A 25,145-nucleotide genomic window follows, 5' to 3' on the forward strand; every position below is an offset into this window, starting at 1 on the left:
GGCCATGTTACCCGAATGCGCGGACCGGCAAGACGCTCGCCGACCCTTTTTGGCAACCGCGCATACATACATTCCAAAACGATATAAGGCACGTCCCGCGGCGGTCGCGCCCGTTTTGACCGTTACGCTACAATACGCGTTTCGGCGCGCGTACCCGCAATGGCCCACGCAGGCTGCCGGACGCCGCCCCCACGAATTCCGCATGCAGGAGCCTGAATGACTCACGTTGTGACCGAAAGCTGCATCAAGTGCCGCTACACCGACTGTGTGGATGTGTGCCCGGTGGATTGCTTCCGTGAAGGTCCCAACTTTCTCGCGATCGATCCTGACGAGTGCATCGACTGCGCCGTGTGCGTGGCCGAATGCCCGGTGAATGCCATTTACGCCGAAGAAGACGTGCCCGGCGACCAGCAGCAGTTCATCGAACTGAACGCGGACCTCGCGCGCAACTGGCCGAGCATCACGAAGACGAAGGCGCCGCTGCCCGAAGCCGACGAATTCAAGGACGTGAAGGACAAACTGAATCTGCTCGAGCGTTGAGGCGTACGGCCGTCCTTCTACGGTCGGCTTCTGCGGTCAGCTCTAGGACGAGTTCGCGTCGGTGCAAAAAGGTGTTTCGAGTGAAGAATCGGCGTTGACAGGGTAAGAGACGCTCCCTATAATTCCGCTTCTCTGCTGTAGATGTTCCCCGATAGCTCAGTCGGTAGAGCGCCGGACTGTTAATCCGTAGGTCCCTGGTTCGAGCCCAGGTCGGGGAGCCAAGAATTCAGCAAAGCCCAGTCAGTTCACTGGGCTTTTTAGTCAGTTGCACTGTTGTAGATGTTCCCCGATAGCTCAGTCGGTAGAGCGCCGGACTGTTAATCCGTAGGTCCCTGGTTCGAGCCCAGGTCGGGGAGCCAAAAGCTCCAAGCAAAAAAGCCCAGTCAGCCCAGTCGCGTGACTGGGCTTTTTGCTTTCTGGGCGCGCTCTGCCCTTCGCCCGGCGGTTTATGCAGACACTGCGTTTCCGTTTGATAATTCCCTCACGTTTTGTTGACGCTAACGGCGACAGTGACGCAAGGGGAAACGCAGATGCGGTGGCTGATTCTCATGCTGTTTATCGCGTGTGCCGCGTACACGCACTGGCGGGGCAAGGTCCGCCACGGTTTCTTCCGGCAGCTATCCGACCACTCCACGTTCATGTCGCCGGTGAACGGCTTCGTCTATCTCTTTTCGCGCGTGCCGTCCACGCCGTACCTTCACCCTTCCCTGTTTCCGGACTTGGCGCCGCTCAAGGCGCACTGGCAGACGATTCGCGCCGAAGCCCTCGCCCTGCACGAAGCGAGCAAGATTCAGGCGGCCGGCGCCTACAACGACATCGGCTTCAACTCCTTTTTCCGGCGCGGCTGGCGGCGCTTCTATCTGAAGTGGTACGACCGGCCGCATCCGTCTGCGGTCGCGGTCTGCCCGAAGACGCTCTCGATTCTGCAGAACATCCCGAGCGTCAAAGCCGCGATGTTCGCCATGTTGCCGCCCGGCGGCACGCTCACGCTGCATCGCGATCCGTATGCCGGGTCGCTGCGTTATCACCTCGGGCTCGTGACGCCGAACGACGATGGCTGCGCGATCGTCGTGGACGGCGAGCGGTACTCGTGGCGCGACGGCGAGGAAGTCGTCTTCGACGAAACTTATCTGCACTGGGCCGAGAACACGACGGACAAAGACCGCATCATTCTGTTCTGCGACATCGAGCGGCCGATGAAGTACCGCTGGGCGCAGGCGGTCAACAACGCAGTCGGCGGCTTTCTGATGCGCGCGGCGGCCTCGCCGAACGAAACCGGCGACCGCACCGGCGGCCTGAATCGCGCGTTCAAGTATCTCTATTCGATCCGGCTCGTCGGCAAGCGACTGAAGGCGTGGAACCGGACCGTGTATTACATCGTGAAGTGGCTGCTGTTCGGCGGCATCGCGGTGGCCATCTTCTGGCGCTACTGAATCCACACGACGGTCAGCGAACGCACGCCTTGCGCGCCGCGAATCAGCACGCCTTCGATATCCGCCGTCGCGGACGGACCCGTCACCAGCACGGCATAGCGCGCCGACTGGAAGTCGGGCCGTCGATAGACCTGCTGCAAGCCGTCGACGAGTTGCGCGGGATCGAGCAGCACGACGAGATGCTGCACGAGATAGCCGATCGAATTGACGACGTACTCGTCTTCGCTGAACCAGACGGACCCCGTCTCCGCGACGCCGAAGCGCCCGCGCACGACGCCCACATCGACATCTTGCAGCGACGCAGGCGCCGTATCCGGCGTGAGCACACGCGTGCCTTCGATACCCGGCACGGCGGACGCCACGACCGCATCCGCGCCGAAACGCGCGGCGATCATTTCTTTGACTTCGTCGAGGCTGTGCGCGTGCGCCGTCGTGCCGCCCATCGCGGTCAGCGCGGCGATGAAGCGCGTCTGCAAATCGCCTTCGGGCGACGGAAAAATCGGCAGTTCGGGGCGCGGACGCGCTTCGGGCTGCGCGGCGCGAATCTTTGCGAGAAAGGCATCGCGGGTCGTCATTTGGCGGGCTTCCGGTTTTTCTTGTACCACTCGTGAAAGGTCTCGGCCGGCGCTTCGGGCAAGTCGCGCCCGCGGCCCCAGATGTTCAGCGGGTTGTACAGCACGAAGTTCGGCAGCCGCTTCAACGCCCCGCCGAGCGACGCGACCGTCGCGCGGTAAAGCGTCGGGCTCGCGAGCAGACGCCCCGCCATCTTCAGCACTTCCTGCTTCACGAACGGCACTTCGTGACGCTCCGCGATCACCGCGCGCCACTTGTAGATCTGCTCGTGAATGTTGACCTTCGTCGGGCAGACGTTCGTGCAACTGCCGTTGAGCGTCGAGGCGAACGGCAGGCTGCTGTAGCGCTTGAGGTCGTAGGTCGGGTTGATGATCGCGCCGATCGGCCCGGAATACGTGCCGCCATACGACAGCCCGCCGCTTCGCCGATACACCGGACACGTGTTCATGCACGCGCCGCAGCGGATGCACTTGAGCGAATACCAGAAGTCTTCGAGCGCGAGCCGCTCCGAGCGCCCGTTGTCGACGAGGATGAAGTGCATCTCGGTGCCCGGCCGCGGCGCGCGAAAGTGCGACGTGTACTGCGTGATCGGCGAGCCGAGTGCGCTGCGCGAGAGCATGCGCACGAACACGCCGAGATCGGCGATGGTCGGAATCAGCTTCTCGATGCCGATGGACGCGATATGCAGCGGCGGCACGTTCGCCGAGAGATCGGCGTTGCCCTCGTTCGTGCAGACGACGACCGTGCCCGTCTCCGCCACCGCGAAGTTGCAGCCCGTCATGCCCGCCGTCTTTTCTCGCACGAAGTACGGCCGCGTGTTCATGCGCTGGCTTTCGGCGAGATAGTGGATGTCGCTGTTCTTCGGATCGGTGCCGATGGTCTTGCCGAACAGTTCCGCTACGTCGGCGCGCAGCTTGTGAACCGCCGGCACGACCATATGGCTCGGGTCCTGATGGTCGAGCTGCTGGATGCGCTCGCCCAGATCGGTTTCCATCACCGTGATGCCGCGCGGCTCCAGATAGTCGCGCATGTAGCATTCGTCGGTCAGCATCGACTTGCTTTTGACGAGCGTGGTCATGCCGCGCTCGCTCATCAGCTTGTAGACGAGCGCGTTGTGCTCTTCGGCGTCCGCCGCGAAATGCACGACGACGCCGTTTTTCCCGGCCTGATCCGCGAACTGCGCGATGTAATCCGCGAGATGGGACAGCGTGTGTTCCTTGATGCCCGATGCCAGATTGCGCAGCGTTTCCCACTCGGGAATGCCGTGCGCCTGTGCATCGCGCTTCGAACGCAAGTCCCAGAGACGCTTGTCGTGAAACGCCACGTGGTCGGCTTTCTGCAGGAACGCGCCCGCAGCCTTCGCGTGATCGATGCGAACGGTCTTCGTCATGCCCGCGCTCCGTTCAGAACCTGCGCAATGTGGATGAACTTGGCGTCGAGCTTCATGCGCTCGGCGCAGCCCTGCTGATGCATGAGACACGACATGTCGCCCGAGACGATGTACTCCGCGCCCGCGCCGATGTGGTCGCGCACCTTGTCCTGCCCCATGCGCACGGAAACGGCTTCTTCGGTGACGGAAAACGTGCCGCCGAAGCCGCAGCATTCATCGGGCCGCGCGGGCGAGACGAACTCGATGCCCCTCACGCGTTCGAGCAATGCGCGCGGCTTCGAATACGGCGTGCCCGCGACTTCCGAATTCGACGTCTCGCGCAGATGCCGCACCGCGCTGCAACTGTTGTGCAGGCCGACGCGATGCGGAAACTCGGCCCACGGAAAGTCGCGCACCTGCAAGACGTCGTGCAGGAATTCGACCAGTTCATAGGTGCTTTTGCGCACCTTCTGCACCGCGCTCGTCTGCTCGATGGCTGTGAAATGCTCGCGCACGTGATGCGTGCAACTTGCCGACGGCCCGATCACATAGTCGTAATCCGCGAAGTTGCGGGCGAACACGCGTTCCGCGCCGGCCGCGTCCGCGTGTGCGCCGCTATTGGCCATCGGCTGGCCGCAGCATGTCTGATCCTGCGGATAGTCGACGTCGAGGCCCAGCCGCTCCAGCAATTCCAGCGTGGCGATGCCGATCTGCGGATAGAACGCGTCGATGAAACAGGGGACGAAAAGGGCAACTTTCATGGTGATCGCTTGGCGGACAGTCCGCGTTGGTCAGCTTGGTCTGACCAAGACTTTAGGGAAGCGGCGCTTTCGTGTCAAACTAGGGTAATCCAAAGCCTTTCGCCGCGTTGCCCCGACCGATGACCTTCCAGCCCGTCCACTCGCACGCCTACGCCCGCGTGCGTCTCTCCGATGTCGTGTCCGGCCAGATTCGTCAACTGATCTCGAACGGCACCCTGCTGCCCGGCCAGCGCCTGCCCGCCGAGCGCGATCTCGCCGAGCAGTTGAACGTGTCGCGGCCGTCGCTGCGGGAGGCGCTCATTCGTCTGGAATCGGACGGATTCATCCGCGCGGCGGGGCGCGGCGGCTTCGTCGTGTCGGACGTGACGGCGCCGCTCGTGTCGCATCCGCTTGCCGCACTGCTCGAACAGCAGCCCGACGCGAGCGCCGACGTGCTCGAACTGCGTCACGGCCTGGAAACGCTCGCGACGGCCTACGCCGCCGAGCGCGCCACCGATGCCGATCTCGCGCGCATCGCCGCCGCGTTCGACGCGCTGCAGGCCGCAGTCGCGCAGAGAAGCACGCGCATCGCAGAGAAAGACGCCGCCTTCCATCTCGCCATTGCCGATGCGACGCACAACATCGCGCTGACGCACGTGATGCACGGGCTGAACGAAGTGATGCGCGAGTCGATGCTCACGTCGCATCGCCTGGTCGATTACGACGACGCCGTGGAAGCCGACCTGCTTGCGCAGCACCGCGCGATGCTCGATGCCATCGTGGCGCGCGATCCGGCCCGCGCGCGCGACTGCGCGGGCGCGCATCTCGACTATGTGCGCGCGCTGTATCGCGACCGGCCAGCGAAGAAATCGCGCGACGGCGTATCTCATGATGGCATGACCAATCCGTAACGCTGCCGTAAGACCCGATAGGAGGGCGCCTACACGCATTTCGGACGCGCACCGCTAACGCGGGCCTTCACGGTCAGCGATACTGGAACCGTCGAAAACAAACATGCGCAAGGAGGACGATATGCCTTACCTACTCGGATGGCTGCTCGGTGTGCCGGTCGTGGTGCTGGTGATTCTTTATCTGATCTTCCATTGATGCCGGCGCCGCACGCAGCAGAAGAATCGAAGAGACCGAAGGGCGTCGCTACAATACGACGCCCTTTTCCTTTATGCGTGGGATCTCGATGAAGCGCACCGCACCGTTCGTTCTGAGCGCATCGCTCCTGTCTCTTTTCGGCGCGGGCTTCGCGCACGCCGAGGAGATCGCGAGCGTCAATACCAACTTCCGCTTCACCGGCTCCGACCGCGTGAGCGTCGAGGCGTACGACGATCCGCTCGTCTCCGGCGTGACGTGCTACGTGTCGCGGGCGCGCACGGGCGGCGTGAAGGGCACGCTAGGCATCGCGGAAGACCCGACGGAAGCGTCCATCGCCTGCCGTCAGGTCGCGCCGATCAAGATCGCGCAGCCGCTCAAGCAGAAGACCGATGTCTTCACGGATCGGATGTCGTTCATCTTCAAGACGCTGCATGTCGTGCGTATCGTCGATACCAAGCGCAACACGCTCGTGTATCTGACGTACAGCGACCGCGTCGCGAGCGGCAGCGCGAAGAACAGCGTCACGGCGGTGCCGGTGCCCGAAGGCACGACGATCCCGGTCAAGTGAGCGCCGGACGCCTGCCGGGCACGGAAGCGGTAGACTGAGCGACTCGCTTTCGCACCGTTCGCACCTTCGCATCCACCGATGAGCGCCCCACGCTTTCGCAACGCCGCGCGTTACTGGCGCTCGCCGCTCGTGCCGGACGCGGACATGGTCACGGCCGAGTACTACGACCACACGTTCACGCCGCACTGGCACGACGCGTACACGGTGCCGGTCATCGAAGCGGGCGCGGAGTGTTACGACTATCGCGGCTCGCGTCACGTGGCGGAAGCGGGATCGGTACCGGTCATCAATCCGGGCGAGGTGCATACCGGCGCGCGGGCCGTCGATACGGGATGGCGTTATCGCGTGTTCTATCTGCCGGTGCCGTTCGTGGAAGCGCTCGCGCGTGAACTGTCGCCGCGCGCGGCCTCGCCGTGGTTCTCGACCGAGATCATCCACGACGACGATCTCGCGCGCCGGCTTTTGCGCGCGCACCGGGCGCTGGAAAGCCTGACGAGCGATGCCACAAACGACACCACCCGCGCCGATCCCCTCGCCGCCGAAACCGCGCTCGTCGATGCCGTGACGACGCTGCTCGCCCGGCACGCGCTGCAACGCCCGTCGTGCGGGCCGCCCGCCGCCGATGCGGCCCGCGTCGCCACGATGAAATCACGCCTCGCCGACGATTTGCTCGAACCGATCACGCTTGCCGAACTGGCGCGCGTCGTCGGGCTTTCGACCTTTCACGCGGCGCGGCTTTTCACGCGCGAAACGGGTCTCGCGCCGCTTGCGTGGCGCAATCAGTTGCGCATCGCGCGGGCGCTGCCGGCGTTGCGCGCGGGGGCGTCGATCGCGCAGGTCGCGGCGGCGAGCGGCTTCACCGATCAGAGCCACTTCACGCGGCATTTCAAGCGCGCGTTCGGCGTCGCGCCGGGGCGCTGGCGGTGAGTGCGGGCCGGCACCGCAAGAACGTACAAGCCCGCGCACCGTAACGGGCCTATCCTCCGCGAATCAGGAGGACAATCTTGAACGCACCATCCGCACCATCCGGCAACGCCATGCGGGAACTCGCCGCCGGCGCACGCGACACCATTCCGATGATGATCGGCGCCGCGCCCTTCGGCGTGATCTTCGGCACGCTCGTCACGGCGAGTCCGCTCACGCTCTGGCACGGCCAGTTGATGTCGCTCGCGGTCTTCGCGGGCTCGGCGCAGTTCATCGCGGTCGGCATGATCGCGGGACACGCGAGCTTCGCCGTCATCTGGGCGACGACCTTCGTCGTCAATCTGCGCCACGTGCTCTATTCGGCGACGCTCGCGCCCTACGTCGCTCATCTGCCCGCGCGCTGGCGCTGGGCGCTGGCCGGCCTCTTGACCGACGAAGTGTTCGCCGTCGCCTACGCGCACTATCGAGCGCGCCCGCCGGGCGAGACCGGGCCGCACTACTTCCTCGGCTCCGGCCTCGCGATGTATGTGAACTGGCAAGCGTGGACGCTCATCGGGCTCTTCTTCGGCGCGGCGTTTCCGGGGCTCAAGTCGCTCGGGCTCGACTTCGCGATGGTCGCCACGTTCATCGCGATCATCGTGCCGCAACTGGTGGCGCTGCGCTTCGTCGCGGCGGCGCTGGCTTCGGGCGTGCTGTCGTTCGCGTGGCAAGGCTGGCCGTACAAGCTCGGGCTGCTCGCAGCCGTGCTCGCGGGCGTCGCCGTGGGCCTGCTGCTCACGCTCGTCGAACAAAGGCCCCGCGTCAAAGACGCCAAGGAGCGCGCGCAATGAACTACGTCGTCCTGATTGTCGGCATGGCGCTCGTCACGTATCTGATCCGCGCCGCCGTGTTCGTGCTCGGCGAGCGGCTGTCGTTTGCGCCGGTCGTGCGCACCGCGCTCGGCTTCGTGCCGGTGACGGTGCTCACCGCGATCATCGTGCCGATGACGGTCTCGCCGCACGGCAACGGCGCCGAGCTGACGTGGCGCAATCCGCAACTGATCGCGGCGCTGGCGGCAGTCGTCGTTTGCGCGCTGACACGCCGCGCGCTGCTGACGATCGCCGTATCGCTCGGCGTGTTCTTCATCTGGCAGCTCGTCGTGCTGCGCTGAATACCGAAGCGAGGCGTCCTCCTAAAGCCCTCAAGTTTCCGGCCGGCCCGCCGTTATCTGAAACGAACGGACTCCGCCCGCGCGGCAGGCCGACAGCACTTCCCGCCATCGGGCCAGCCGAGCGCGGAACCCGGAAACCGACATGCGTCAAATCACTCTTTCGTTGCGCGATGAAACGATCGCGTCGCTGAACCGCGACTTCGAGGCGTTCCTGCGTCTGTCGCTCAAGCTCGACCCGCAGTTCGTCACGCCGTCGTTCGAGGACTTTCTGCGCGCGAAGCTGCTCGACAACGACACGCCGCTCACCGAGCAGGCCGTGCAGCGCATGCTCACGCACGGCCAGTATGCGTGGGCGAAGCGCGCGCTCGACAAGGAGTTCCCGGATGTCGTCGAAATCCTGATCCGGCAGGCGGCCGAGCACGGCTTTGCGTTTGCGATCCGCTCGGACTGGAGCGCCGAGGATCTGGTGAAAGCGTCGCGCGAATGGGCGACGGCCATCGTCACCGAAGCGAAGGGCGACGCCTCGCAGGTGGACGTACTCGCCTCGCAGATCAAGTCGGCGGCGGTGGATATCCGCGAAGTCGAACAGAAGATGCAGACGCCCGCCTGGCGGCTCGCCGATTCGCTGCGCCAGCGCGTGTTCGATGCGAAGATCGCGGTCGAAACGAACGTCGGCTCCACTGCGCGCGAGAAGCTCGGCGAGCTGCGCGCGCTGCTGCGGCTCGGCATCTTCTACGGATCGATCCAGAAACAGGAAGCGCAGCAACTGTTGGAGTATCTGCGCTCGATGCGGCCGGAGCTTTTCGTCGACGAACCCTACGACGGCTTCACGCGCTTCGCGGCGTGGCTGCGCAGCATTTTCGGAAGCGCGCCGCGCGTGCCGAGCGCTTCACGCGCCCCGCGCTGAACGAGCGACGCCCTACTCCCACATTCCCTTCAGCCGCGCGGCGATATCGATCTTCGCTTTCGCCGCTGCGGCGAGCCCCGCCGCCGTCGGCGCGGCCGCGACCGGCACCGGCGGCCATGCGCCTGCCTCGAAGTGCTGCATCAGATGCGCCGGGATGAAACGCGTGCGCTGCGCCCAGACGTGGCGATCGCCCAGATTCGTCTGGTTGTGCACGTAAAAACGCTGCGGCGTGACGATGTGCAGGTCTTCCTTCGCCCGCGTCATCGCGACATACAGCAGGCGGCGCTCTTCGTCGATTTCCTCGTCGCTGCCCGTGCCCATATCGGACGGAATGCAGCCGTCCACGCCGTTCAGCACGAACACGTTGCGCCACTCCTGCCCTTTCGCCGAGTGGATGGTCGAGAGAATCAGATAGTCCTCGTCGATGAGCGGCACGCCGGACTCGTCGCTCGTCGCGTCGGGCGGATCGAGCGTGAGTTCGGTCAAGAAACGCTCGCGCGTCGGGTACGTGGACGCGATGCTTTCCATCTGCAATACGTCGCCGATGCGGATGGCCGCGTCTTCGTGATTGCGTTCGAGATGCGGCTCGTACCAGCGGCGGACCATCTCGAATTCGGCGGGCCACGGCGATTCGCGGCCGCACAGCTTGCCCATGAGCGCGACGAAGCGCGGCCAGTCTTCGCTCGCCCGCGCGGGCGCGCCGAACGCCGCGATCGCAGTCGGCGCGCGCTCGGCCTGCGCGACGCTATCCAGCAGGCGCCCCGCAATCGCCGGCCCGATGCCCGGCAGCAGTTGCGCGACGCGAAAGCCCGCGACGCGATCGCGCGGATTCTCGGCCCAGCGCAGCACCGCGAGCACGTCTTTCACGTGCACGGAATCCAGAAACTTGAGGCCGCCAAACTTCACGAACGGAATGTTGCGCCGCGTGAGTTCGATTTCGAGCGTCGCGCTGTGATGCGCCGCGCGGAACAGCACCGCCTGCGACTTGAGCTTCATGCCCGCCTCGCGCGCCTCCAGCACCTTTTCGACGACGTAGCGCGCCTGGTCGGCCTCGTCCGCGACGGAGACGACGCGCGGCCTTTGCGCCGATGCCTTGTCGGTCCACAGATCCTTCGTGTAGCGCTCGGTGGCAAGCCCGATCACGGCGTTCGACGCTTCGAGAATCGGCTGCGTCGACCGATAGTTGCGGTCGAGCGTGACGGTCGCGGCGGGCGGATCGAAGTGCTGCGGGAAGTCGAGGATATTGCGCACCGTCGCGCCGCGAAACGAATAGATGGACTGCGCGTCGTCGCCCACGACGGTGAGGCCGCGTCCGTCCGGTTTCATCGCGAGCAGGATGGTGGCTTGCAGGCGGTTGGTGTCCTGATATTCGTCGACGAGCACGTGGTCGAAGCGGCTCGACAAGTCGGCCGCGATGCTCGGCTCGGCGGCGAGGTGCGACCAGTAGAGCAGCAGGTCGTCGTAGTCGAGGACGCTTTGCGCCTGCTTGGCGCTCACGTACGCGGCGAAGAGGCGCTTCAGGTCCGCTTCCCACTCGCGGCACCACGGATACGCCTGGTCCAGCACGGTCGCGAGCGACGCGCCCGTGTTGACGACGCGCGAGTAGATGGCGAAGCACGTCGATTTGGCGGGAAACCGCTTCTCTTTCGACGAGAGCCCGAGCTCATGGCGCACGAGGTTCATCAGGTCGGCGGAGTCTTCGCGGTCGTTGATGGTGAACGACGGCGCGAGGCCGACGAGATCGGCGTAATCGCGCAGCAGCCGCGCGCCGATGCCGTGAAACGTGCCGGACCACGTGAGCCCCTGCGCGATGGCGCTGTTCGTGCCGAGCGCGCTCGTCGCGATGCGCGTCACGCGCCGCGTCATTTCGAGCGCCGCGCGGCGCGAAAACGTCAGCAGCAAAATGCGATGCGGATCCGCGCCCTTCACCAGCAGATGCGCGACGCGATGCGCGAGCGTGTTGGTCTTGCCCGAGCCCGCGCCCGCGATGACGAGCAACGGACCGCCGCAGCGCCCCGGCGCATCCACGCCGAATTCGACCGCCCGGCGCTGCGCATCGTTGAGCTTGGCGAGATAGGCGGCGACATTCTCCGAGGAGGCGTCGGCGGTGGCGGTGTCGTCCGGAAGGGTCAGCACAGAGAAAAACGGGCGTCGAAAGAAGTGACGCACACTGTATATCCATACAACCCGCGCACGCAAGTCTTTGCCGCGGCACGTCTTTCCTTCGACGGGCCGCGGCTTGCCAGAAACGGCTCAGTCGACCGCTCAGTCGGCCTTCTTGGCGTCCTTCAGGTTCGCTTTGGCGGCGGCTTCGTTCGCCTCCGACTGCGCTTCGGTCTTCTTCTTGTCCGCCTTCGCCTGCGCGACGGCGGATTCCTTGTCCGCTTCGGCCTGCTTCTTCGCGGCCTTCTTGTCGGCGTGGGTCGGCGCGTCGCTCGTCGTTTGCGCGAAAGCCGGCGCCGCGCTCACGCTCGTCAGTGCGCCCGCGATGAGCGCAGCCAGCAAGGTATGGGTGCGTCGATTCATGGCGTCCTCCGTGTGGTCGTTAGATTGGCCTTTGTGTCCCGCCGCAAAGCCGCAGACTTCAAGGCTTCGCGGCGTGCTGCGCGATCAGTGCTGCTCGCCTTCATCCTTCGGCGTGCGGTCGGTCGCGGCATTCAGGTCGTCTTTCGCGGCGGCCTTGTCGGCCTTGCGGTTGATTTTCGCGTTGCGGACCTGCTCCTTGTACTGCTGTTTGGCCTGCTTGTCGGCAGCCTTCATCTCCGCCTTCGACGCCTTCTTGGACGCGCGATACTCGGCGTTGGCCTCAGCGTCGGCGTTGCGCTTCTGCACGAGCGGATCGGGCGATGCCGGCGCGACCACGTTCTGCGGCGGCGGCGACACTTGCTGCTGGGCCTGCATCGGCGCCTGACCAGCAGCGGAATCGGCCGGCTGGGCGGTTTGCGCCTGCGCGCCGGTGGCAGCCATCGCGGCAAAAGCGGCGCCAATCATCAGAATTCGAGCCTTAGTCATGAGCTTGTCCTCTCTGGGTGTGTCCGCCAAACGCGTTCGACGACTTTCGAGCGCGATGACGCGACTTGTCGTTTAGAAGATGACCGAAGCTGCATCGATCAAACGTACAGACCGGCCGGACGACGCGCGAGTTTCGCGAAACGAGTCATTGTTACCGGCGGTTTCACTTCGCTACATCTGCTTAATCCGGCGAAAAGAACGGTCGATCGTGTATGAGCACGCGCTATGCCCGGAAGATGTCCCGCGCTGGTTTATCATCGAAGTCTTTTGCATCCGAACGCCCGCCATGCCGCAGCTTCAATTCACCCTCACGGGCGATTACGTCGAACTCCACAACCTGCTCAAGCTGATGGGTCTTGCCGATAGCGGCGGCTCGGCGAAGGCGCGCGTCGCGATGGGCGATGTCACCGTCGACGGCAAAGTGGAACTGCGCAAGACCTGCAAGATCCGCGCAGGTCAGGTCGTGATGCTCGACGGCCAGAAGATCCGAGTGCGCGCGCCCGACTGAAACCGCTTGCGCCCATGCGCCGGCCGATTGCGAAAAGGCGGCCATAACAGGGCGCGTCATCGACATGCCGCGCGCGAGGCAATAAGCTAGGCGTCTTTCGTTCCGGTTTCAGCGCACGACACGGACGCGTCCGCGCGCGCTTGTCGCTTCTTTCTCTCGATCATGCAATCGCACACCAGCCGCGCGACCCGCGCGCATTCGGGACACGTGAGTCTGTCTCGCCATGCCGTCGATACCGCGCGCCTCGCCGCGCCGCTCGCCATCGCGCAACTGTCGCAAATGGCGATGGGCGTCACGGACACGATTCTGCTCGGCTCGCTCGGGCCGGACGCGCTCGCGGCAGGCGGTCTGGGCGCCAACATGTTCTTCGTCGTGGTGACGCTGCTTCAGGGCGTACTGACGTCGGTGAGCGTGGCCGTCGCCCATGCGCGCGGCGCGGACGCGGAACACCGCGTGCCCGGCATCTACTGGACGGGGCTCGTGTTGTCCGTGCTGCTCGCGGTGCCGGCGTTCGTGCTGCTGTCGTATGCCGAGCCGATTCTGCTCGCGTTCCACGAGCCCGCGACGCTCGCGCACAACGTCGGCGAATACTGCGCGGTGCTGCGCTGGAGCACGCCGGGCAGCCTGATCGGCATCGGCATGATGCGCGCGTTCCTGCCGGCCATCGGCGCGGCGAAGCGCTTGCTGTGGGTGTCCATCGGCGGCGTGTTCGTCAACGGCTTTCTGAACTACGGGCTGATTCACGGCGCATACGGCCTGCCGCGTGAAGGCTTTCTCGGCTCGGCGGCGGCCACCGCGATCACCGTCTGGCTGACGGCCTTCGCGCTCGTCGGTCTGCTGCATCTGCGCCCGCGTTACCGGCATTTCGTCGCGGCCGCGCGGCCGCATCTGCCGCTCATGGGCGAACTTTTCGGCATCGGCTGGCCGGTCGCCATCACGTATGGCGTCGAATCGACGCTCTTTCTCGCGACCGGCATGATGGTCGGCCTGCTCGGCGAGGCGCCGCTCGCCGCGCATCAGATCGCGCTCAACGTGGCGTCGGCGGCATTCATGGTGCCGCTCGCCATCGGGCAGGCCGCGAACGTGCGCGTCGGCTACTGGGCCGGCGCGGGCGTGCCGGTCGCGGCGCGTCACGCCGGCTTCGTCGCGCTGGCGCTCGGCGTCGGCTTCATGATGTGTTCGGGGCTCGTGCTCATTATCGCGCCGCGCGCGATCGTCGGCCTCTATCTGCATCTCGACGATCCCGCCAATGCGCGGACCGTCGCGCTTGCCGCATCGCTCTTGAGCGTCGCGGCGGTGTTCCAGATCGTCGACGGCATGCAGACGGTCGGCTCGGGCTGCCTTCGCGGCCTGAAAGACACGCGCGTGCCGATGCTGGCCGCCGCGTTCGGCTACTGGGGCGTCGGCTTTCCGACGGGCTATGTGCTCGCGTTTCACTTCGAGCTGGGCGCAAAAGGCTTGTGGTGGGGGCTCGCTGCGGGACTGGCGAGCGTCGCCGTGCTCATGACGCTGCGCTTTCATCGAATCAGCAGGCGGCTGGTGGAAACGGGCGTCGCGCGTGCCGACGAAAGCGTCGATGCAGCTTCGAAAAGCGTCGCCTGACGAGTTCAAGGCGTCACGCATATGCAAAGCAAGAATGCTTGGTTGGTGCTCGTGGCGCGGGTTGTTAGGATGAACCCGTCTCCTCCTTGAGACTTCCAGTAACAGGGGTTATAGCCCGCTCTGCCGAGCGGGCTTTTTTTCGGCTTCCGATTCCCGCGCACCGTGCGTTCGCTCGCCTGGCCCACGCGCCATTTCCCCTAGAATGATTTCGAGATGCCGTATCGGCGAGAACGCTTCTTGCTGCGTCGCACGGAAGCAGCCGAATCGAGATAAACAAAAAAGAGGAAGCGAAGTGTCGGAAATCCGGGGAATTCGCCAAGCTGGGCGGGAGGTCGCGCGCGTTCGGAACAATACATCGGTCGCGACGAAAACAACAAGATGGGTGAGCCGCACGCGCCGCATGGCGGTCATGGCGGTCATCGCCGCGCTCTGCGCCGGATGCGCGACGCGCCCGCCCGCCACCGCGTTCGATCGTCCGGTGACGCACGCGCTGTCGGCGACGGAGCCGACGCCGCTCCAAACGGCGCTCGCGCCGCTCGAAAAGCAGCATCCGGACGAATCCGCCGTGCGTCTTCTGCCGACCGGGTCGGACGCGCTTCAGGCGCGCGTCGCGCTGGCTCGCGCTGCGACGAAGACGCTCGACATGCAGTACTACATCGCCGAAGAGGACAACACCGGCAAGCTGCTGCTGGGCGCGGCCCTCTACGCGGCGGACCGCGGCGTGCGCGTGCGCATGCTGGTCGACGACCTGAACTTCAAGGACATCGACCGCATCATGGCGGCGCTGAACTCGCACGAGAACATCGAAATACGCGTGTTCAATCCGTACGGCAGCGCGCAGCGCAGCTTCTATGAGCGCACGCAGAACTTCTTCACGAACCTGAACCACTTCACGCGCCGCATGCACAACAAGGCGATGATCGCGGATAACCAGATCGCGATCGTCGGCGGCCGGAATCTCGGCGACGAATACTTCAACGCGAGTCCCACGCTGCAATTCCGCGACCTCGACATGTTCACGGCCGGCCCCGTCGTGCACAAAGTCTCCGCGAGCTTCGACGATTACTGGAACAGCACGCTCTCCTACCCGCTGCGCGTGCTGAACAAGCAGAAGTTCGATCCGTCCGAACTCGACAAGACGCGCGAGGATCTGCGCAAGCACTGGCGCGAGCAAGCGGACCCGCTGAACGCCAAGCCGCTCAACGCGACGCCGCTCGCCCAGCAGATTTCGCGCGGCGAGATGGGCCTCGTCTGGGCGCCGACGGAGTTCGAAGCGGATTCGCCCGGGAAAATCGAGCATCCGAGCGACGACTACCAAAGCCCGCCGATGACGCGGCTCGCCGAGCTGATGAAGAACGCGCAGAACGAGTTTCTCATTCTGTCGCCGTACTTCGTGCCGCACGACGTGGGCGTGCAGGCGCTGGCCGACCTGACGCGCCGCCACGTGCGCGTCGCGGTGCTGACGAACTCGCTCGCCGCCACCGATGCCGTCGCGGTTCAGGCGGGCTATGCGCCGTATCGCATTCCGCTTCTGCAAAACGGCGTCGAGCTGTACGAATTCAAGCCGCTTCAGCCCGAAGGCGAGAGCCGCCCGCCGCCCGGCCTCTTCGGCTCCTCGTCGCGCGCGAGTCTGCATGCCAAGGCGTATGTGATCGATCGGAGTATCCTCGTGATCGGATCGATGAATCTCGATCCCCGCTCGGCGCGGCTCAACACCGAACTGGCGCTCGTGATTCACAGCAAACCGATCGCGGAGCAGGTCGCGGCGCTGTTCGACCGAGGCATCTCGCCGAAAGCGAGCTGGCGCGTGCAACTGGCGAGCGCGGCGGTGATGGCGGAACTGCGCCGCACCGGCTCGCCGCAGTCCGGTCTCGTGTGGACCAGCCAGGAAGACATCGGCACGGTGACCTATAACTTCGATCCCGACGCCGGCTTTTACCGTAACGCGATGACGGGCCTCTTCAAGCTGCTGCCCGTCGACGAACAGCTTTGACCACTTCAAAGGAACATCAGGCCATGACACAGAACGCACAGGGCGATGTACGCATGGAGAAGGACACGTTCGGCGAGATCGCCGTGCCCAACGGCAAGCTCTGGGGCGCGCAGACGCAGCGGTCGTTGCAGAACTTCAAGATATCGACGGAAAAGCAGTCGCCCGAACTCATCACCGCGCTCGCGATCATCAAGCGCGCCGCCGCCGAGGTGAATCAGGACCTGAAGGTGCTCGACGCAAAGAAGGCGCAGGCGATCATGCAGGCCGCCGACGAGATCATCGACGGCAAGCATCCGGACGAATTTCCGCTCGCCGTGTGGCAGACGGGTTCCGGCACGCAGACGAACATGAACTTGAACGAGGTGATCGCCAATCGCGCGAGTGAGCTGCTCGGCGGGCCGCGCGGCGAAGAGCGCCTCGTGCATCCGAACGATGACGTGAACCGCGGCCAGTCGTCCAACGACGTGTTCCCGACCGCGATGCACGTCGCCGCCGCGTATGCGATCGTCAAGCATCTGGTGCCGTCGCTCAAGACGCTGCGCGAGACGCTCGACAAGAAGGCGAAGCAGTTCGCGGATATCGTGAAGATCGGCCGCACGCACTTGCAGGACGCGACGCCGCTCACGCTCGGTCAGGAGTTCTCCGGCTACGTCGCGCAGCTCGATCAGGGCATCCGCCACGTCGAAGCGACGCTGCCGCATCTCTATCAACTCGCGCAGGGCGGCACGGCGGTCGGCACGGGTCTGAACGCGCATCCGGAGTTCGCGGTGAAAGTGGCGCAGACCATCGGCAAGCTGACCGGCCTGCCGTTCGAAACCGCGCCGAACAAATTCGAAGTGATGGCCGCCGCCGACGCGCTCGTCGCCGCGCACGGCGCGCTGAAGACCGTCGCGGCGAGCATGATGAAGATCGCCAATGACATTCGCTGGCTCGCGAGCGGCCCGCGCTGCGGCCTCGGCGAACTATCGATTCCGGAGAACGAGCCGGGCAGTTCCATCATGCCCGGCAAGGTGAACCCGACGCAGTCCGAAGCCGTGACCATGCTTTGCTGCCAGGTGTTCGGCAACGACGTCGCGGTGAACTTCGGCGGCGCGAGCGGCAATTTCGAGCTGAACGTGTTCCGGCCGATGATCGCGCATAACGTGCTGCAGTCCATCCGCCTGCTCGCGGACGGCGCGCAGAGCTTCAACGACAACTGCGCGGTGGGCATCGAGGCGAATCAGCAGCGCATCGACAGCCTGCTCAACGAATCGCTGATGCTGGTGACGGCGCTCAATCCGCACATCGGCTACGACAAGGCCGCGCAGATCGCGAAGAAAGCGCACAAGGAAGGCACGACGCTCAAGGCCGCGGCGCTCGCGCTCGGACACGTGACCGAGCAGCAGTTCGACGAGTGGGTGAAGCCGCACGAGATGGTGGGCAGCAAATAAGCGCGTACGACGTGAAGGAACGCGGCGGCGTCAGACCTTGCCCGCCGCCACTTCTTCCGGCTTCAGTTCGACGATTGCATCGAGCGCGTCTTTCACGTCCATCGCGTATTTCGCGAGACGTTTTTCTTCTTCCGATTCGGGCACGAACGCCGGCACCGGCGTGGGCTGCCCCTTTTCGTCGACGGCGACGAACACCATCAGGCAGTCGGTGGTCTGCTCCAGTTCGCCGACTTTCGGATCTCCCGCGTGCACCGAGACGTGAATGTGCATGCTGGTGCGGCCCGTCAGCACCACGCGCGCGCGCAACTCGACGAGATTGCCGACGAGAATCGGCCGCCTGAAACGGATGTTGCCGACGCTCACCGTCACCGCGTAGCGTCCGCTCCACATCGCGGCGCAGGCGTAGGCCGTTTCGTCGATCCATTTCATGAGCGCGCCGCCGTGCACCTTGCCGCCGAAGTTGACGGAAATCGGCTCGGCAAGGAAACGGAAGGTGGTTTCGGCGCGGCCTGCGCGCAAGGCGGCGGGCGGGGTCGGCGTGGTCATGGCGGCTCGCAGCGAAGAAAGAAGCCGCGATTATAGGCCGCGAAAATTGGCGGCTAGTCGTGGACGGTGACGCCCTGATCGATGGTGCCGTACATCGTGATGCTGCCGCCGCCCGCCGACGATGACGACGGCCCGCCCGCGCAGCCCGCGCACAGGGTGAGAACGGCGAGCGCGGCGGCGATGATGAGCTTGGACATACGAGTTCCTGCTGCGTGGTGATACGAGCGACCATTCTAGCGCCGCGAGCGCCGCATCGACATTTCACGCGGATGTGAAACGTCGGGTGCGCGGGCGCGCTAGAGTAGCGGCATCGACCGTTGCGTGCCCTTGCCATGAATTCCGCTCTCGATGACGTCCGTTCGCGGCATTGTCCCGGCCTCTCGCGCATCGGCGCGCTGCTGGCCGATCCGGGCCGCGCCGCGATGCTCTGGTCGCTGATGGACGGCACCGCGCGTCCCGCCGGCGAACTGACGATGATCGCGGGCCTCTCGCCGTCCGCCGCGAGCGCGCATCTCGCGCGGCTGACCGAGGGCGGGCTGCTCGCGCTCGAAGTCAGCGGGCGGCATCGCTACTACCGCATCGCGACGCCGGATATCGCCGCCGCCATCGAGGCGCTCGCGAATCTCGCGCGCGCGAGCGCGCCGCAAGCCGCGCCGCAGCGTCCGGCGAGCGCCGTGCCGCTCGACATGCGCTATGCGCGCACCTGCTACGACCACCTCGCGGGCGAACTGGCCGTGCGGCTCTTCGACGGCATGCTCGCCCGGCGCTGGCTCGCGGCGCCGCAAGACGATCCGGCGACGCGCGAATCGTCCGCGCTCGATACCACGCCCGACGGGGCGCAGGCGTTCGCGGAACTGGGCATCGACGTGACCGCGCAGCGCGCGAGGCGGCGGCGCTTTGCGTGCACGTGCATCGACTGGAGCGAGCGGCGTCCGCACTTGGGCGGCGCGCTCGGCGCGGCGTACCTCCAAGCCTGCGAAACGCACGGCTGGATCGAGCACACGGCGAAACGCCGCGTGTTGCGCGTGACGCCCGCCGGACAGCGGCATTTCGAAGGCTTTCTATCGGGACGCTAGAAACAAAAACGCGCGACCGAGGCCGCGCGTTGCAAAGGTTCTCGATTCGATCAGACCGCCATCGGCGCGCTGATCGGATCGTGATGCCGATAGCCTTCCAGCGCGAAGTCCTTCGGCTCGACTTTCTCCAGCCACTCCGGCTCATAGCGCTTCGTCACCGCGTAATCCGGCACGCGATCGGAAATGATCAACTGCGGCAGCGGATACGGCTCGCGCTTCAACTGTTCGTTGAGCATGTCGAGCTGATTCTCGTAGATGTGCGCGTCGCCGATAAAGTAGGTGAACCAGCGCGGCTTATAGCCCGTGAGCCGCCCGACGAGGTGCAGCAGCGCCGCGCCCTCGGTCAGATTGAACGGCGTGCCGAGGCCGACATCGTTGCTGCGGATGTAGAGGCACAGCGAAATCTCGCCCTTCGTCACGTTCGGGATGAACTGATACAGCAGATGACACGCGGGCAACGCGATTTCGTCGAGCTTCGCAGGATTCCACGCGTGAAAGAGAATGCGCCGGTCAGTCGGCCGTTCGATGATGGTGTCCAGACACTGGCGCAACTGGTCGATGGCCTTGTACAGCAGCACCTGCTCGCGCCCGTTTTCGACGAAGCTCGTCACGAGTTCGTAGCCGCGATTGGTCGCATCGGCGATCTGGTCGCCCGCGCCGGCGTCGATCAGCTTGTACGCCGGCCAGTTGCGCCACTGCACGCCGTAGACGTCGCCGAGATCGTCGGTGCCGCGGCGATACGGATTTTCGAGCCACTGCGGATTTTCGTTCGCGTTCGCGTCCCACACCTTGCAGCCCAGCGCGCGGAAGTCCGCCGCGCTTTTCGACGCGCGCAGAAAACCGATCATCTCGCCGATCGCCGACTTGAATGCGAGCTTTTTCGTCGTGACGGCGGGAAAGCCCTCCTGCAGATCGAAGCGCAGCATCGCGCCCGGAATGCTGATGGTGCGGATGCCCGTGCGGTTTTCCTGCCACGTGCCGGTATCGAGGATCGTCTGGACGAGCTCGAGATACTGTTTCATTCGATGTTCCTTGAATGCGGGCACGGGCCACGCGAAGATAGGCGGAAACCACCGATTTTATCAAGCGGCCCGCCTCGGCGCTGGCGTTCGCGAAAAGAAGAACGGGCGCCATGCGGCGCCCGTTGCGGTGAGCAGAAACAATGCGCCGGTCAGCCGCGCGTGGCGTGTTCCGGGGGCGCCTCCACTTCGATGTGACGCATGCCGTGCGCGCTCAGCAGCCGATACAGCGTGACGCGCGAGATGCCGAGTTCGTGCGCCGCGTCGCCGAGCCGCCCGCGATGCCGCAGAAGCGCGAGTTCGATGGCCTGCCGCTCCGCCGCTTCGCGCGCCTGAGCGAGCGAGACCGGCGCCACTTCGACATATTCGCCGAGTTCGAGATCGCGCGCGGTGATCTGCCGCCCTTCCGACATCACGATGGCCCGGCGCACGCGGTTGATCAGTTCCCGCACGTTGCCCGGCCAGCCGTAGTTGTGAATGGCGGCGATCGCATCCGGCGAAAAACCGCGCAGGCGGCGGCTCGCGTCTTTCTTGAAGCGGTCGAGCATGTGCTTCGCGAGCAGTTCGATGTCCTTGCCGCGCGCGCGCAGCGGCGGCTCGTCGATCTGCAGCACGCATAGACGGTGATACAGGTCGGCGCGGAAACGCCCTTCGATCATCGCGGTCTGCATGTCGACGTGCGTCGCCGAAATGATGCGCACGTCCACCGGCGTGGAACCGTGGCCGCCCAGACGCTCGACCTTGCGCTCCTGCAGGAAGCGCAACAGGCTCGCCTGGCTTTCGAGCGGCAGATCGCCGATTTCGTCGAGGAACAGCGTGCCGCCGTTGGCCGCTTCCACGCGACCGATCTTGCGCTGGTTCGCGCCCGTGAAAGCGCCGCGTTCGTAGCCGAAAAGTTCGGATTGCAGCAGATGCGCGGGAATCGCGCCGCAGTTGATCGCGACGAACGGCTGATCGCGGCGCGCGGAGCGCTCGTGAATGGCGACGGCGGTGAGTTCCTTGCCGGTGCCCGATTCGCCCGAGATGAAGACGGGCGCATCCGTCATCGCGACTTTGCGGATCGAGCGGAAGAGCGCCAGCATGGCGTCGCACGAACCGACCATCTCGCCCTCGGCGCGGCCTTCGCTGCGCGCGTCGTTCGAGGCGGCGTCGTGCAGCGCGACCATGCCGTAGGCGTGGCCGACCGAATCGACCACGCGGTCGTTCGAAGTGGGAAGCGTGACGTAGTCGAAACAGTAGTCGCGGATCAACCGGCGCACTGCAGCGTCTTCGAGCTGGCCGGCGACGGTTGCCGCCACCCAGCCCACGTTGGTCATGGTCAGCGACGATTCGAACGCCGCCAGTTCGTGTGATTCGAAATGTCCCGATAAATCGAGCAGCCCGCCCATTGCGAGGTCGCTGCGCAGCGCTTTGCGCGTGTCTCGCGCGCTTGCCACGATCTCGATTTGCCAGCCGCGTTCCTCGAAACGCGCGCATAGCGTTTCGCTGGGGTCCCGAGTCACATAGATCAGTTGCCGCCGAGCGACGTCCATTATTCAGATCCTTGGTTCAACGTTCGTTGAAAAGGTCGCGTAGTTCAGGCTTTCGCTTCAAGCAGAATTCTTGGCCCTCGCAGGTGATGCGTCCGGACTTGCAATTCGATACCTCGCCCCCTGGAACGTGCCGCGCACAGCGCCGGCAGCCTTCCGCGAAACCCTTTTGGTTTGATTCAGCACCGCATTGAAGAGACTACTATAACCCAGAATCACCGCAAACAAATACCGTCGCAAACGGCTTGACTGGTCGCGAAACCTTGCTGGCTAAGGCTTGCGACCAGCTTCGCACGGATTTATTGCAAGTTCGAGTCGTGCTTTATATACGACGAGAGCTTATACCGATTCTGCCCGCCCTTTCGGCTTTTCTTGCCCCACGTTTCGCGCATGAAACGTTTTCCGAAAGTTTTAGCTGATTCAGGCAGACTTCTCGCCCGCGACGCATTGCCCGACAAGGCGTTGATGAGAATGGCATGCATTTAGCTATAACCTGCACTACGCTTATGGTGCGGTGAGAATGTCTTCGATACTCGTTGCCCAGCGTTTTTATTCCCTGCACCGACTTGCGGAACTAATTACTCGAATTTTCTTTGTCCACAATGGCTCTCGATCACAATTTACCGCGCCTTGAATCAATGGCTAATGCACGGTCGGACGCGAGCGAGACGGAAGCGATCAACTGGTCTCGCATCAACGACAGCGCGGCCAATGATTCAGACGCCTCTTTCTGGCGCGGACCCGCATCGACCCCGAGCGTGACGCTGTGGGACGAGATCGCGCCGGAACTCCCGCTTGCCCACCGCGACAGCGCGGAGGATGCGTCCGGAGGCTGAAGCCCGCGCTTGCCGAAGGCAGCGGGCCGCGCCGCGAGCGCGTCGGTTAGAATTCGTGCCCGGCCCGGCGGCGCGCGCCGCCACTCTCCTGACTGCACATGACGACGCTCACTCTCATCGTCGCCCGCGCACGCAACGGCGTGATCGGACGCGATAACCAACTGCCGTGGCGCCTGCCCGAAGACCTCGCCTTCTTCAAACGCACGACGATGGGCGCGCCCATCATCATGGGACGCAAGACGCACGAGTCCATCGGGCGGCCGTTGCCGGGGCGGCGCAATATCGTCGTGACGCGCGACGCCAGCCGCCGCTTCGAAGGCTGCGACACCGTGACGGGCATCGACGAAGCCCTCGCTCTTGCAACGGCCGACGGCGCAGCCGAAGCGTTCCTGATCGGCGGCGCGCAGCTGTATGGCGATGCGATCGACCGGGCGGACAAGCTGATCGTCACGGAAATCGACGCCGATTTCGACGGCAACACGCATTTTCCCGCGCCCGACGCGTCGCAGTGGCGCGAAGTGTCGCGCGAGCGGCATCGCGCGGCGGCGCCCAACGACTTCGAGTTCGCGTTCGTCACTTACGAGCGTCGCGCATAACAACGACGCAGCGACTCAACGACTAAGGCCCCGGACGATCGTTCATCGTCCGGGGCCTTTCATTTAGCCAGCAGCAGCGTGGGAAGCGCTTACTGCCCCGCCACCGTCATCCGCTCGATCAGCACCGAACCGATTGCCTTGGTGCCGCGCACCACCGTATCCGCGCCCACGGCTTCGATATGGCGGAACATCTCCTGCAGCGTACTCGCGACCGTGATTTCCTCTACGGCATGCTGGATCTGCCCGTTCTCGACCCAGAAGCCGGACGCGCCGCGCGAATAGTCGCCCGTCACGTAGTTCACGCCCTGCCCCATCAGTTCGGTCAGCAGAAGGCCCGTGCCGAGCTTCTTCAGCATGGCTTCGAAGTCGTCGCCGGGCTGCGTGTGCGTGCTTTTCATCGACAGATTGTGCGAGCCGCCCGCGTTGCCGGTCGTCTGCATGCCGAGCTTGCGCGCCGAATACGTCGAGAGGAAATAACCCTGCACCACGCCGTCTTCCACGACGTTGCGCCGCTGCGTGCGCACGCCTTCTTCGTCGAACGGCGCGCTGCCCATGCCGCCGCGCACGTGCGGGTCCTCGACGATCTGAATGTGCGGCGCGAACACCGGCTTGCCGAGACTGTCGACCAGAAACGTCGTCTTGCGATACAGCGCCCCGCCGCTCACGGCCTGCACGAACGCGCCGAGAATGCCCGCAGCGAGCGGCGCTTCGAACAGCACGCGGCACTTGCGCGTGTCGAGGCTGCGCGCGTTCAGTCGCGCGAGCGCGCGCTCGGCGGCGTAGCGGCCGACCGCTTCGGGATCGGCAAGCTCGGAGGCGTCGCGCTTCGACGTGTACCAGTCGTCGCGCTGCATGTCGCGGCCGCTCGCCGCGATCGGCGCGCATGCGATGTAGTGCCGCGAGTACGGATAGCCTGCCATGAAGCCGCGCGAGGTCGCGAGCACGAATTGCGAATGCTGTGCCGAGACGCTCGCGCCTTCCGAATTCGTGATGCGTTTGTCGACCGCGAACGCCGCGGCCTCGGCGCGGCGCGCGATGTCGGCGGCCTCTTCGGCGTCGATCTCCCACGGGTGATAGAGATCGAGGTCCTGCGGCGACTTCTCGAGCAGTTCTTCCTCGGCGAGCCCGGCGGCGCTGTCTTCCGCCGTGAACCGCGCGATGTTGTACGCCGCCGCGACCGTGTCGCGCAACGCCTCGCGCGTGAAGTCGGCGGTGCTCGCGTTGCCGCGCTTCTTGCCGATGAACACCGTGACGCCGACCATCTTGTCGCGGTTATGCTCGATCGTGTCCACTTCGCCGCGCCGCACGCTCACCGAGAGGCCGTCGCCCTCGGAGATTTCGGTGGCGGCATCGCTCGCGCCGAGTTCCTTCGCGTAGCGCAGGATGTCCGACGCGATCTCCTTCAACTCGTCTTGCGTGTGCGGAAAAAAGCGTTGCCTGACGTCGATGTCTGCTGCCATGTGTCGTTGCCTTCGGTTTTGTTGACCGCGCAAGCGCCCGTCGCGCTCCGTGTCATGAATGTCGCGCCTGTCGTCGCGCCCGTTGTTGCGCCTGTGGTTGGCCCCGTTGTTGGCCTTTAGTCGCTCAAGACGCGCTCCGACTCTCCACGCGATCATAGCAAGGACAGCGGGCGTTCACCCGTCGCGACCGCGTCGGCTCGCGCGCGAGCGCAGGCTACAATGTCGCC

26 protein-coding genes and 2 tRNA genes are annotated in these 25,145 nt (G+C 65.0%); 17 read left to right on the forward strand and 11 right to left on the reverse strand.

The window, feature by feature from the left end; genetic code table 11:
* Positions 1-216 precede the first annotated feature (216 nt).
* The 4 genes from fdxA to lpxO all read left to right on the forward strand — a co-directional run bounded on the left by fdxA (position 217) and on the right by lpxO (position 1,973).
* Positions 217-540, forward strand: coding sequence for a ferredoxin FdxA (gene fdxA, locus NCR35_RS11270; RefSeq protein ID WP_175944513.1), 324 nt, complete (start codon positions 217-219; stop codon positions 538-540).
* 145 nt (positions 541-685) lie between these two features.
* Positions 686-761: transfer RNA gene (locus NCR35_RS11275), tRNA-Asn, on the forward strand.
* Positions 762-823: 62 nt separating this feature from the next.
* Positions 824-899 (forward strand) — tRNA-Asn (locus NCR35_RS11280).
* Positions 900-1,070: 171 nt separating this feature from the next.
* Complete coding sequence (gene lpxO / locus NCR35_RS11285) at positions 1,071-1,973, forward strand: lipid A hydroxylase LpxO (RefSeq protein WP_244849133.1); 903 nt, start codon at positions 1,071-1,073, stop codon at positions 1,971-1,973.
* On the opposite strand, the gene NCR35_RS11290 is transcribed toward lpxO, so the two are convergent.
* From NCR35_RS11290 to NCR35_RS11300, 3 genes are read right to left on the reverse strand one after another with little or no spacing between them, the layout of a single operon-like run.
* Entirely contained in the window at positions 1,967-2,548 is a 582-nt protein-coding gene (locus tag NCR35_RS11290) for a LutC/YkgG family protein (protein ID WP_250534416.1), read from the reverse strand. The genes lpxO and NCR35_RS11290 overlap by 7 nt on opposite strands.
* Complete coding sequence (locus tag NCR35_RS11295) at positions 2,545-3,936, reverse strand: lactate utilization protein B (RefSeq protein WP_250534417.1); 1,392 nt, start codon at positions 3,934-3,936, stop codon at positions 2,545-2,547. The genes NCR35_RS11290 and NCR35_RS11295 overlap by 4 nt, the downstream gene beginning before the upstream one ends.
* On the reverse strand, positions 3,933-4,676 hold the full coding sequence (locus tag NCR35_RS11300; RefSeq protein ID WP_250534418.1) for a (Fe-S)-binding protein: 744 nt from the start codon (positions 4,674-4,676) through the stop codon (positions 3,933-3,935). Before NCR35_RS11300 ends, NCR35_RS11295 begins: the two co-directional genes overlap by 4 nt.
* Positions 4,677-4,795: 119 nt before the next feature.
* Between NCR35_RS11300 and NCR35_RS11305 the strand changes: the two genes are divergently transcribed.
* From NCR35_RS11305 to NCR35_RS11330, 6 genes are all read left to right on the forward strand, one after another.
* Entirely contained in the window at positions 4,796-5,566 is a 771-nt protein-coding gene (locus NCR35_RS11305; protein ID WP_244846940.1) for a FadR/GntR family transcriptional regulator, read from the forward strand.
* 284 nt (positions 5,567-5,850) lie between these two features.
* Entirely contained in the window at positions 5,851-6,330 is a 480-nt protein-coding gene (locus NCR35_RS11310) for a CreA family protein (RefSeq protein ID WP_250499772.1), read from the forward strand.
* 78 nt (positions 6,331-6,408) lie between these two features.
* The gene (locus NCR35_RS11315) at positions 6,409-7,257 is read left to right on the forward strand and encodes a helix-turn-helix transcriptional regulator (RefSeq protein WP_250534419.1); all 849 of its coding nucleotides are present in this window, start codon (positions 6,409-6,411) and stop codon (positions 7,255-7,257) included.
* Positions 7,258-7,367: 110 nt separating this feature from the next.
* The gene (locus NCR35_RS11320) at positions 7,368-8,084 is read left to right on the forward strand and encodes an AzlC family ABC transporter permease (RefSeq protein ID WP_250534712.1); all 717 of its coding nucleotides are present in this window, start codon (positions 7,368-7,370) and stop codon (positions 8,082-8,084) included.
* On the forward strand, positions 8,081-8,404 hold the full coding sequence (locus NCR35_RS11325; protein ID WP_250534420.1) for an AzlD domain-containing protein: 324 nt from the start codon (positions 8,081-8,083) through the stop codon (positions 8,402-8,404). The genes NCR35_RS11320 and NCR35_RS11325 overlap by 4 nt, the downstream gene beginning before the upstream one ends.
* A gap of 142 nt (positions 8,405-8,546) precedes the next feature.
* Entirely contained in the window at positions 8,547-9,311 is a 765-nt protein-coding gene (locus NCR35_RS11330; protein ID WP_244846944.1) for a DUF4088 family protein, read from the forward strand.
* 12 nt (positions 9,312-9,323) lie between these two features.
* Here the strand turns inward: NCR35_RS11330 and NCR35_RS11335 are convergent, their stop codons facing one another.
* The 3 genes from NCR35_RS11335 to NCR35_RS11345 all read right to left on the reverse strand — a co-directional run bounded on the left by NCR35_RS11335 (position 9,324) and on the right by NCR35_RS11345 (position 12,323).
* A complete protein-coding gene (locus NCR35_RS11335) occupies positions 9,324-11,447 on the reverse strand; it encodes an ATP-dependent helicase (RefSeq protein WP_250534421.1) in 2,124 nt (707 codons plus the stop codon).
* A 129-nt stretch (positions 11,448-11,576) separates the two neighbouring features.
* Complete coding sequence (locus NCR35_RS11340) at positions 11,577-11,837, reverse strand: hypothetical protein (protein ID WP_244846946.1); 261 nt, start codon at positions 11,835-11,837, stop codon at positions 11,577-11,579.
* Positions 11,838-11,921: 84 nt separating this feature from the next.
* Positions 11,922-12,323 carry a hypothetical protein gene (locus NCR35_RS11345; RefSeq protein WP_244846947.1) on the reverse strand — a complete coding sequence of 134 codons (402 nt, stop codon included), beginning with the start codon at positions 12,321-12,323 and terminating at the stop codon, positions 11,922-11,924.
* A 286-nt stretch (positions 12,324-12,609) separates the two neighbouring features.
* Here NCR35_RS11345 and NCR35_RS11350 point away from each other — a divergent pair, with 286 nt between their 5' ends.
* The 4 genes from NCR35_RS11350 (at position 12,610) to fumC (ending at position 17,856) form a co-directional block, all read left to right on the forward strand.
* The gene (locus tag NCR35_RS11350; RefSeq protein ID WP_175944540.1) at positions 12,610-12,831 is read left to right on the forward strand and encodes an RNA-binding S4 domain-containing protein; all 222 of its coding nucleotides are present in this window, start codon (positions 12,610-12,612) and stop codon (positions 12,829-12,831) included.
* Positions 12,832-12,993: 162 nt separating this feature from the next.
* Positions 12,994-14,433 carry an MATE family efflux transporter gene (locus NCR35_RS11355; RefSeq protein ID WP_250534422.1) on the forward strand — a complete coding sequence of 480 codons (1,440 nt, stop codon included), beginning with the start codon at positions 12,994-12,996 and terminating at the stop codon, positions 14,431-14,433.
* A gap of 400 nt (positions 14,434-14,833) precedes the next feature.
* Positions 14,834-16,426 carry a phospholipase D family protein gene (locus NCR35_RS11360; RefSeq protein WP_250534713.1) on the forward strand — a complete coding sequence of 531 codons (1,593 nt, stop codon included), beginning with the start codon at positions 14,834-14,836 and terminating at the stop codon, positions 16,424-16,426.
* A gap of 23 nt (positions 16,427-16,449) precedes the next feature.
* On the forward strand, positions 16,450-17,856 hold the full coding sequence (fumC, locus tag NCR35_RS11365; RefSeq protein WP_250534423.1) for a class II fumarate hydratase: 1,407 nt from the start codon (positions 16,450-16,452) through the stop codon (positions 17,854-17,856).
* Positions 17,857-17,886: 30 nt separating this feature from the next.
* Here the strand turns inward: fumC and NCR35_RS11370 are convergent, their stop codons facing one another.
* Positions 17,887-18,402 carry an acyl-CoA thioesterase gene (locus NCR35_RS11370; protein ID WP_175944551.1) on the reverse strand — a complete coding sequence of 172 codons (516 nt, stop codon included), beginning with the start codon at positions 18,400-18,402 and terminating at the stop codon, positions 17,887-17,889.
* 53 nt (positions 18,403-18,455) lie between these two features.
* On the reverse strand, positions 18,456-18,599 hold the full coding sequence (locus NCR35_RS11375) for a hypothetical protein (protein WP_250534424.1): 144 nt from the start codon (positions 18,597-18,599) through the stop codon (positions 18,456-18,458).
* Positions 18,600-18,734: 135 nt separating this feature from the next.
* Here NCR35_RS11375 and NCR35_RS11380 point away from each other — a divergent pair, with 135 nt between their 5' ends.
* Entirely contained in the window at positions 18,735-19,478 is a 744-nt protein-coding gene (locus NCR35_RS11380; protein ID WP_250534425.1) for an ArsR/SmtB family transcription factor, read from the forward strand.
* Positions 19,479-19,528: 50 nt separating this feature from the next.
* On the opposite strand, the gene NCR35_RS11385 is transcribed toward NCR35_RS11380, so the two are convergent.
* A complete protein-coding gene (locus tag NCR35_RS11385; protein WP_250534426.1) occupies positions 19,529-20,500 on the reverse strand; it encodes a thymidylate synthase in 972 nt (323 codons plus the stop codon).
* A 149-nt stretch (positions 20,501-20,649) separates the two neighbouring features.
* Positions 20,650-22,029 (reverse strand): sigma-54 dependent transcriptional regulator, encoded by a 1,380-nt coding sequence (locus NCR35_RS11390; protein ID WP_250534427.1) that lies wholly within the window; start codon positions 22,027-22,029, stop codon positions 20,650-20,652.
* A gap of 635 nt (positions 22,030-22,664) precedes the next feature.
* On the opposite strand from NCR35_RS11390, the gene NCR35_RS11395 reads away from it, so the two are divergent.
* Both NCR35_RS11395 and NCR35_RS11400 read left to right on the forward strand, forming a co-directional pair.
* Positions 22,665-22,862, forward strand: coding sequence for a hypothetical protein (locus NCR35_RS11395; protein WP_250534428.1), 198 nt, complete (start codon positions 22,665-22,667; stop codon positions 22,860-22,862).
* 98 nt (positions 22,863-22,960) lie between these two features.
* Positions 22,961-23,458: a dihydrofolate reductase gene (locus NCR35_RS11400; protein ID WP_250534429.1), complete on the forward strand. Its 498-nt coding sequence runs from the start codon at positions 22,961-22,963 to the stop codon at positions 23,456-23,458.
* An 89-nt stretch (positions 23,459-23,547) separates the two neighbouring features.
* On the opposite strand, the gene pmbA is transcribed toward NCR35_RS11400, so the two are convergent.
* Positions 23,548-24,918, reverse strand: a complete 1,371-nt coding sequence (gene pmbA / locus NCR35_RS11405; protein WP_250534430.1) for a metalloprotease PmbA — start codon at positions 24,916-24,918, stop codon at positions 23,548-23,550.
* Between the last annotated feature and the right edge of the window lie 227 nt (positions 24,919-25,145).

It is taken from the genome of Caballeronia sp. AZ10_KS36, from assembly GCF_023631105.1.
GTDB lineage: Bacteria > Pseudomonadota > Gammaproteobacteria > Burkholderiales > Burkholderiaceae > Caballeronia.

Excerpts from the sequence above, each read along its gene's own strand:
- NCR35_RS11310 (WP_250499772.1), top strand. The coding sequence starts at position 5,851 with ATGAAGCGCACCGCACCGTTCGTTCTGAGCGCATCGCTCCTGTCTCTT.
- NCR35_RS11375 (WP_250534424.1), bottom strand. The coding sequence starts at position 18,599 with ATGTCCAAGCTCATCATCGCCGCCGCGCTCGCCGTTCTCACCCTGTGC.
- NCR35_RS11350 (WP_175944540.1), top strand. The coding sequence starts at position 12,610 with ATGCCGCAGCTTCAATTCACCCTCACGGGCGATTACGTCGAACTCCAC.
- NCR35_RS11355 (WP_250534422.1), top strand. The coding sequence starts at position 12,994 with ATGCAATCGCACACCAGCCGCGCGACCCGCGCGCATTCGGGACACGTG.
- NCR35_RS11360 (WP_250534713.1), top strand. The coding sequence starts at position 14,834 with ATGGCGGTCATGGCGGTCATCGCCGCGCTCTGCGCCGGATGCGCGACG.
- fdxA (WP_175944513.1), top strand. The coding sequence starts at position 217 with ATGACTCACGTTGTGACCGAAAGCTGCATCAAGTGCCGCTACACCGAC.
- NCR35_RS11340 (WP_244846946.1), bottom strand. The coding sequence starts at position 11,837 with ATGAATCGACGCACCCATACCTTGCTGGCTGCGCTCATCGCGGGCGCA.
- NCR35_RS11400 (WP_250534429.1), top strand. The coding sequence starts at position 22,961 with ATGACGACGCTCACTCTCATCGTCGCCCGCGCACGCAACGGCGTGATC.
- NCR35_RS11390 (WP_250534427.1), bottom strand. The coding sequence starts at position 22,029 with ATGGACGTCGCTCGGCGGCAACTGATCTATGTGACTCGGGACCCCAGC.
- pmbA (WP_250534430.1), bottom strand. The coding sequence starts at position 24,918 with ATGGCAGCAGACATCGACGTCAGGCAACGCTTTTTTCCGCACACGCAA.
- NCR35_RS11315 (WP_250534419.1), top strand. The coding sequence starts at position 6,409 with ATGAGCGCCCCACGCTTTCGCAACGCCGCGCGTTACTGGCGCTCGCCG.
- NCR35_RS11395 (WP_250534428.1), top strand. The coding sequence starts at position 22,665 with ATGGCTAATGCACGGTCGGACGCGAGCGAGACGGAAGCGATCAACTGG.
- NCR35_RS11345 (WP_244846947.1), bottom strand. The coding sequence starts at position 12,323 with ATGACTAAGGCTCGAATTCTGATGATTGGCGCCGCTTTTGCCGCGATG.
- NCR35_RS11385 (WP_250534426.1), bottom strand. The coding sequence starts at position 20,500 with ATGAAACAGTATCTCGAGCTCGTCCAGACGATCCTCGATACCGGCACG.
- NCR35_RS11370 (WP_175944551.1), bottom strand. The coding sequence starts at position 18,402 with ATGACCACGCCGACCCCGCCCGCCGCCTTGCGCGCAGGCCGCGCCGAA.
- lpxO (WP_244849133.1), top strand. The coding sequence starts at position 1,071 with ATGCGGTGGCTGATTCTCATGCTGTTTATCGCGTGTGCCGCGTACACG.
- NCR35_RS11330 (WP_244846944.1), top strand. The coding sequence starts at position 8,547 with ATGCGTCAAATCACTCTTTCGTTGCGCGATGAAACGATCGCGTCGCTG.
- NCR35_RS11380 (WP_250534425.1), top strand. The coding sequence starts at position 18,735 with ATGAATTCCGCTCTCGATGACGTCCGTTCGCGGCATTGTCCCGGCCTC.
- NCR35_RS11290 (WP_250534416.1), bottom strand. The coding sequence starts at position 2,548 with ATGACGACCCGCGATGCCTTTCTCGCAAAGATTCGCGCCGCGCAGCCC.
- NCR35_RS11320 (WP_250534712.1), top strand. The coding sequence starts at position 7,368 with ATGCGGGAACTCGCCGCCGGCGCACGCGACACCATTCCGATGATGATC.
- NCR35_RS11300 (WP_250534418.1), bottom strand. The coding sequence starts at position 4,676 with ATGAAAGTTGCCCTTTTCGTCCCCTGTTTCATCGACGCGTTCTATCCG.
- fumC (WP_250534423.1), top strand. The coding sequence starts at position 16,450 with ATGACACAGAACGCACAGGGCGATGTACGCATGGAGAAGGACACGTTC.
- NCR35_RS11295 (WP_250534417.1), bottom strand. The coding sequence starts at position 3,936 with ATGACGAAGACCGTTCGCATCGATCACGCGAAGGCTGCGGGCGCGTTC.
- NCR35_RS11325 (WP_250534420.1), top strand. The coding sequence starts at position 8,081 with ATGAACTACGTCGTCCTGATTGTCGGCATGGCGCTCGTCACGTATCTG.
- NCR35_RS11305 (WP_244846940.1), top strand. The coding sequence starts at position 4,796 with ATGACCTTCCAGCCCGTCCACTCGCACGCCTACGCCCGCGTGCGTCTC.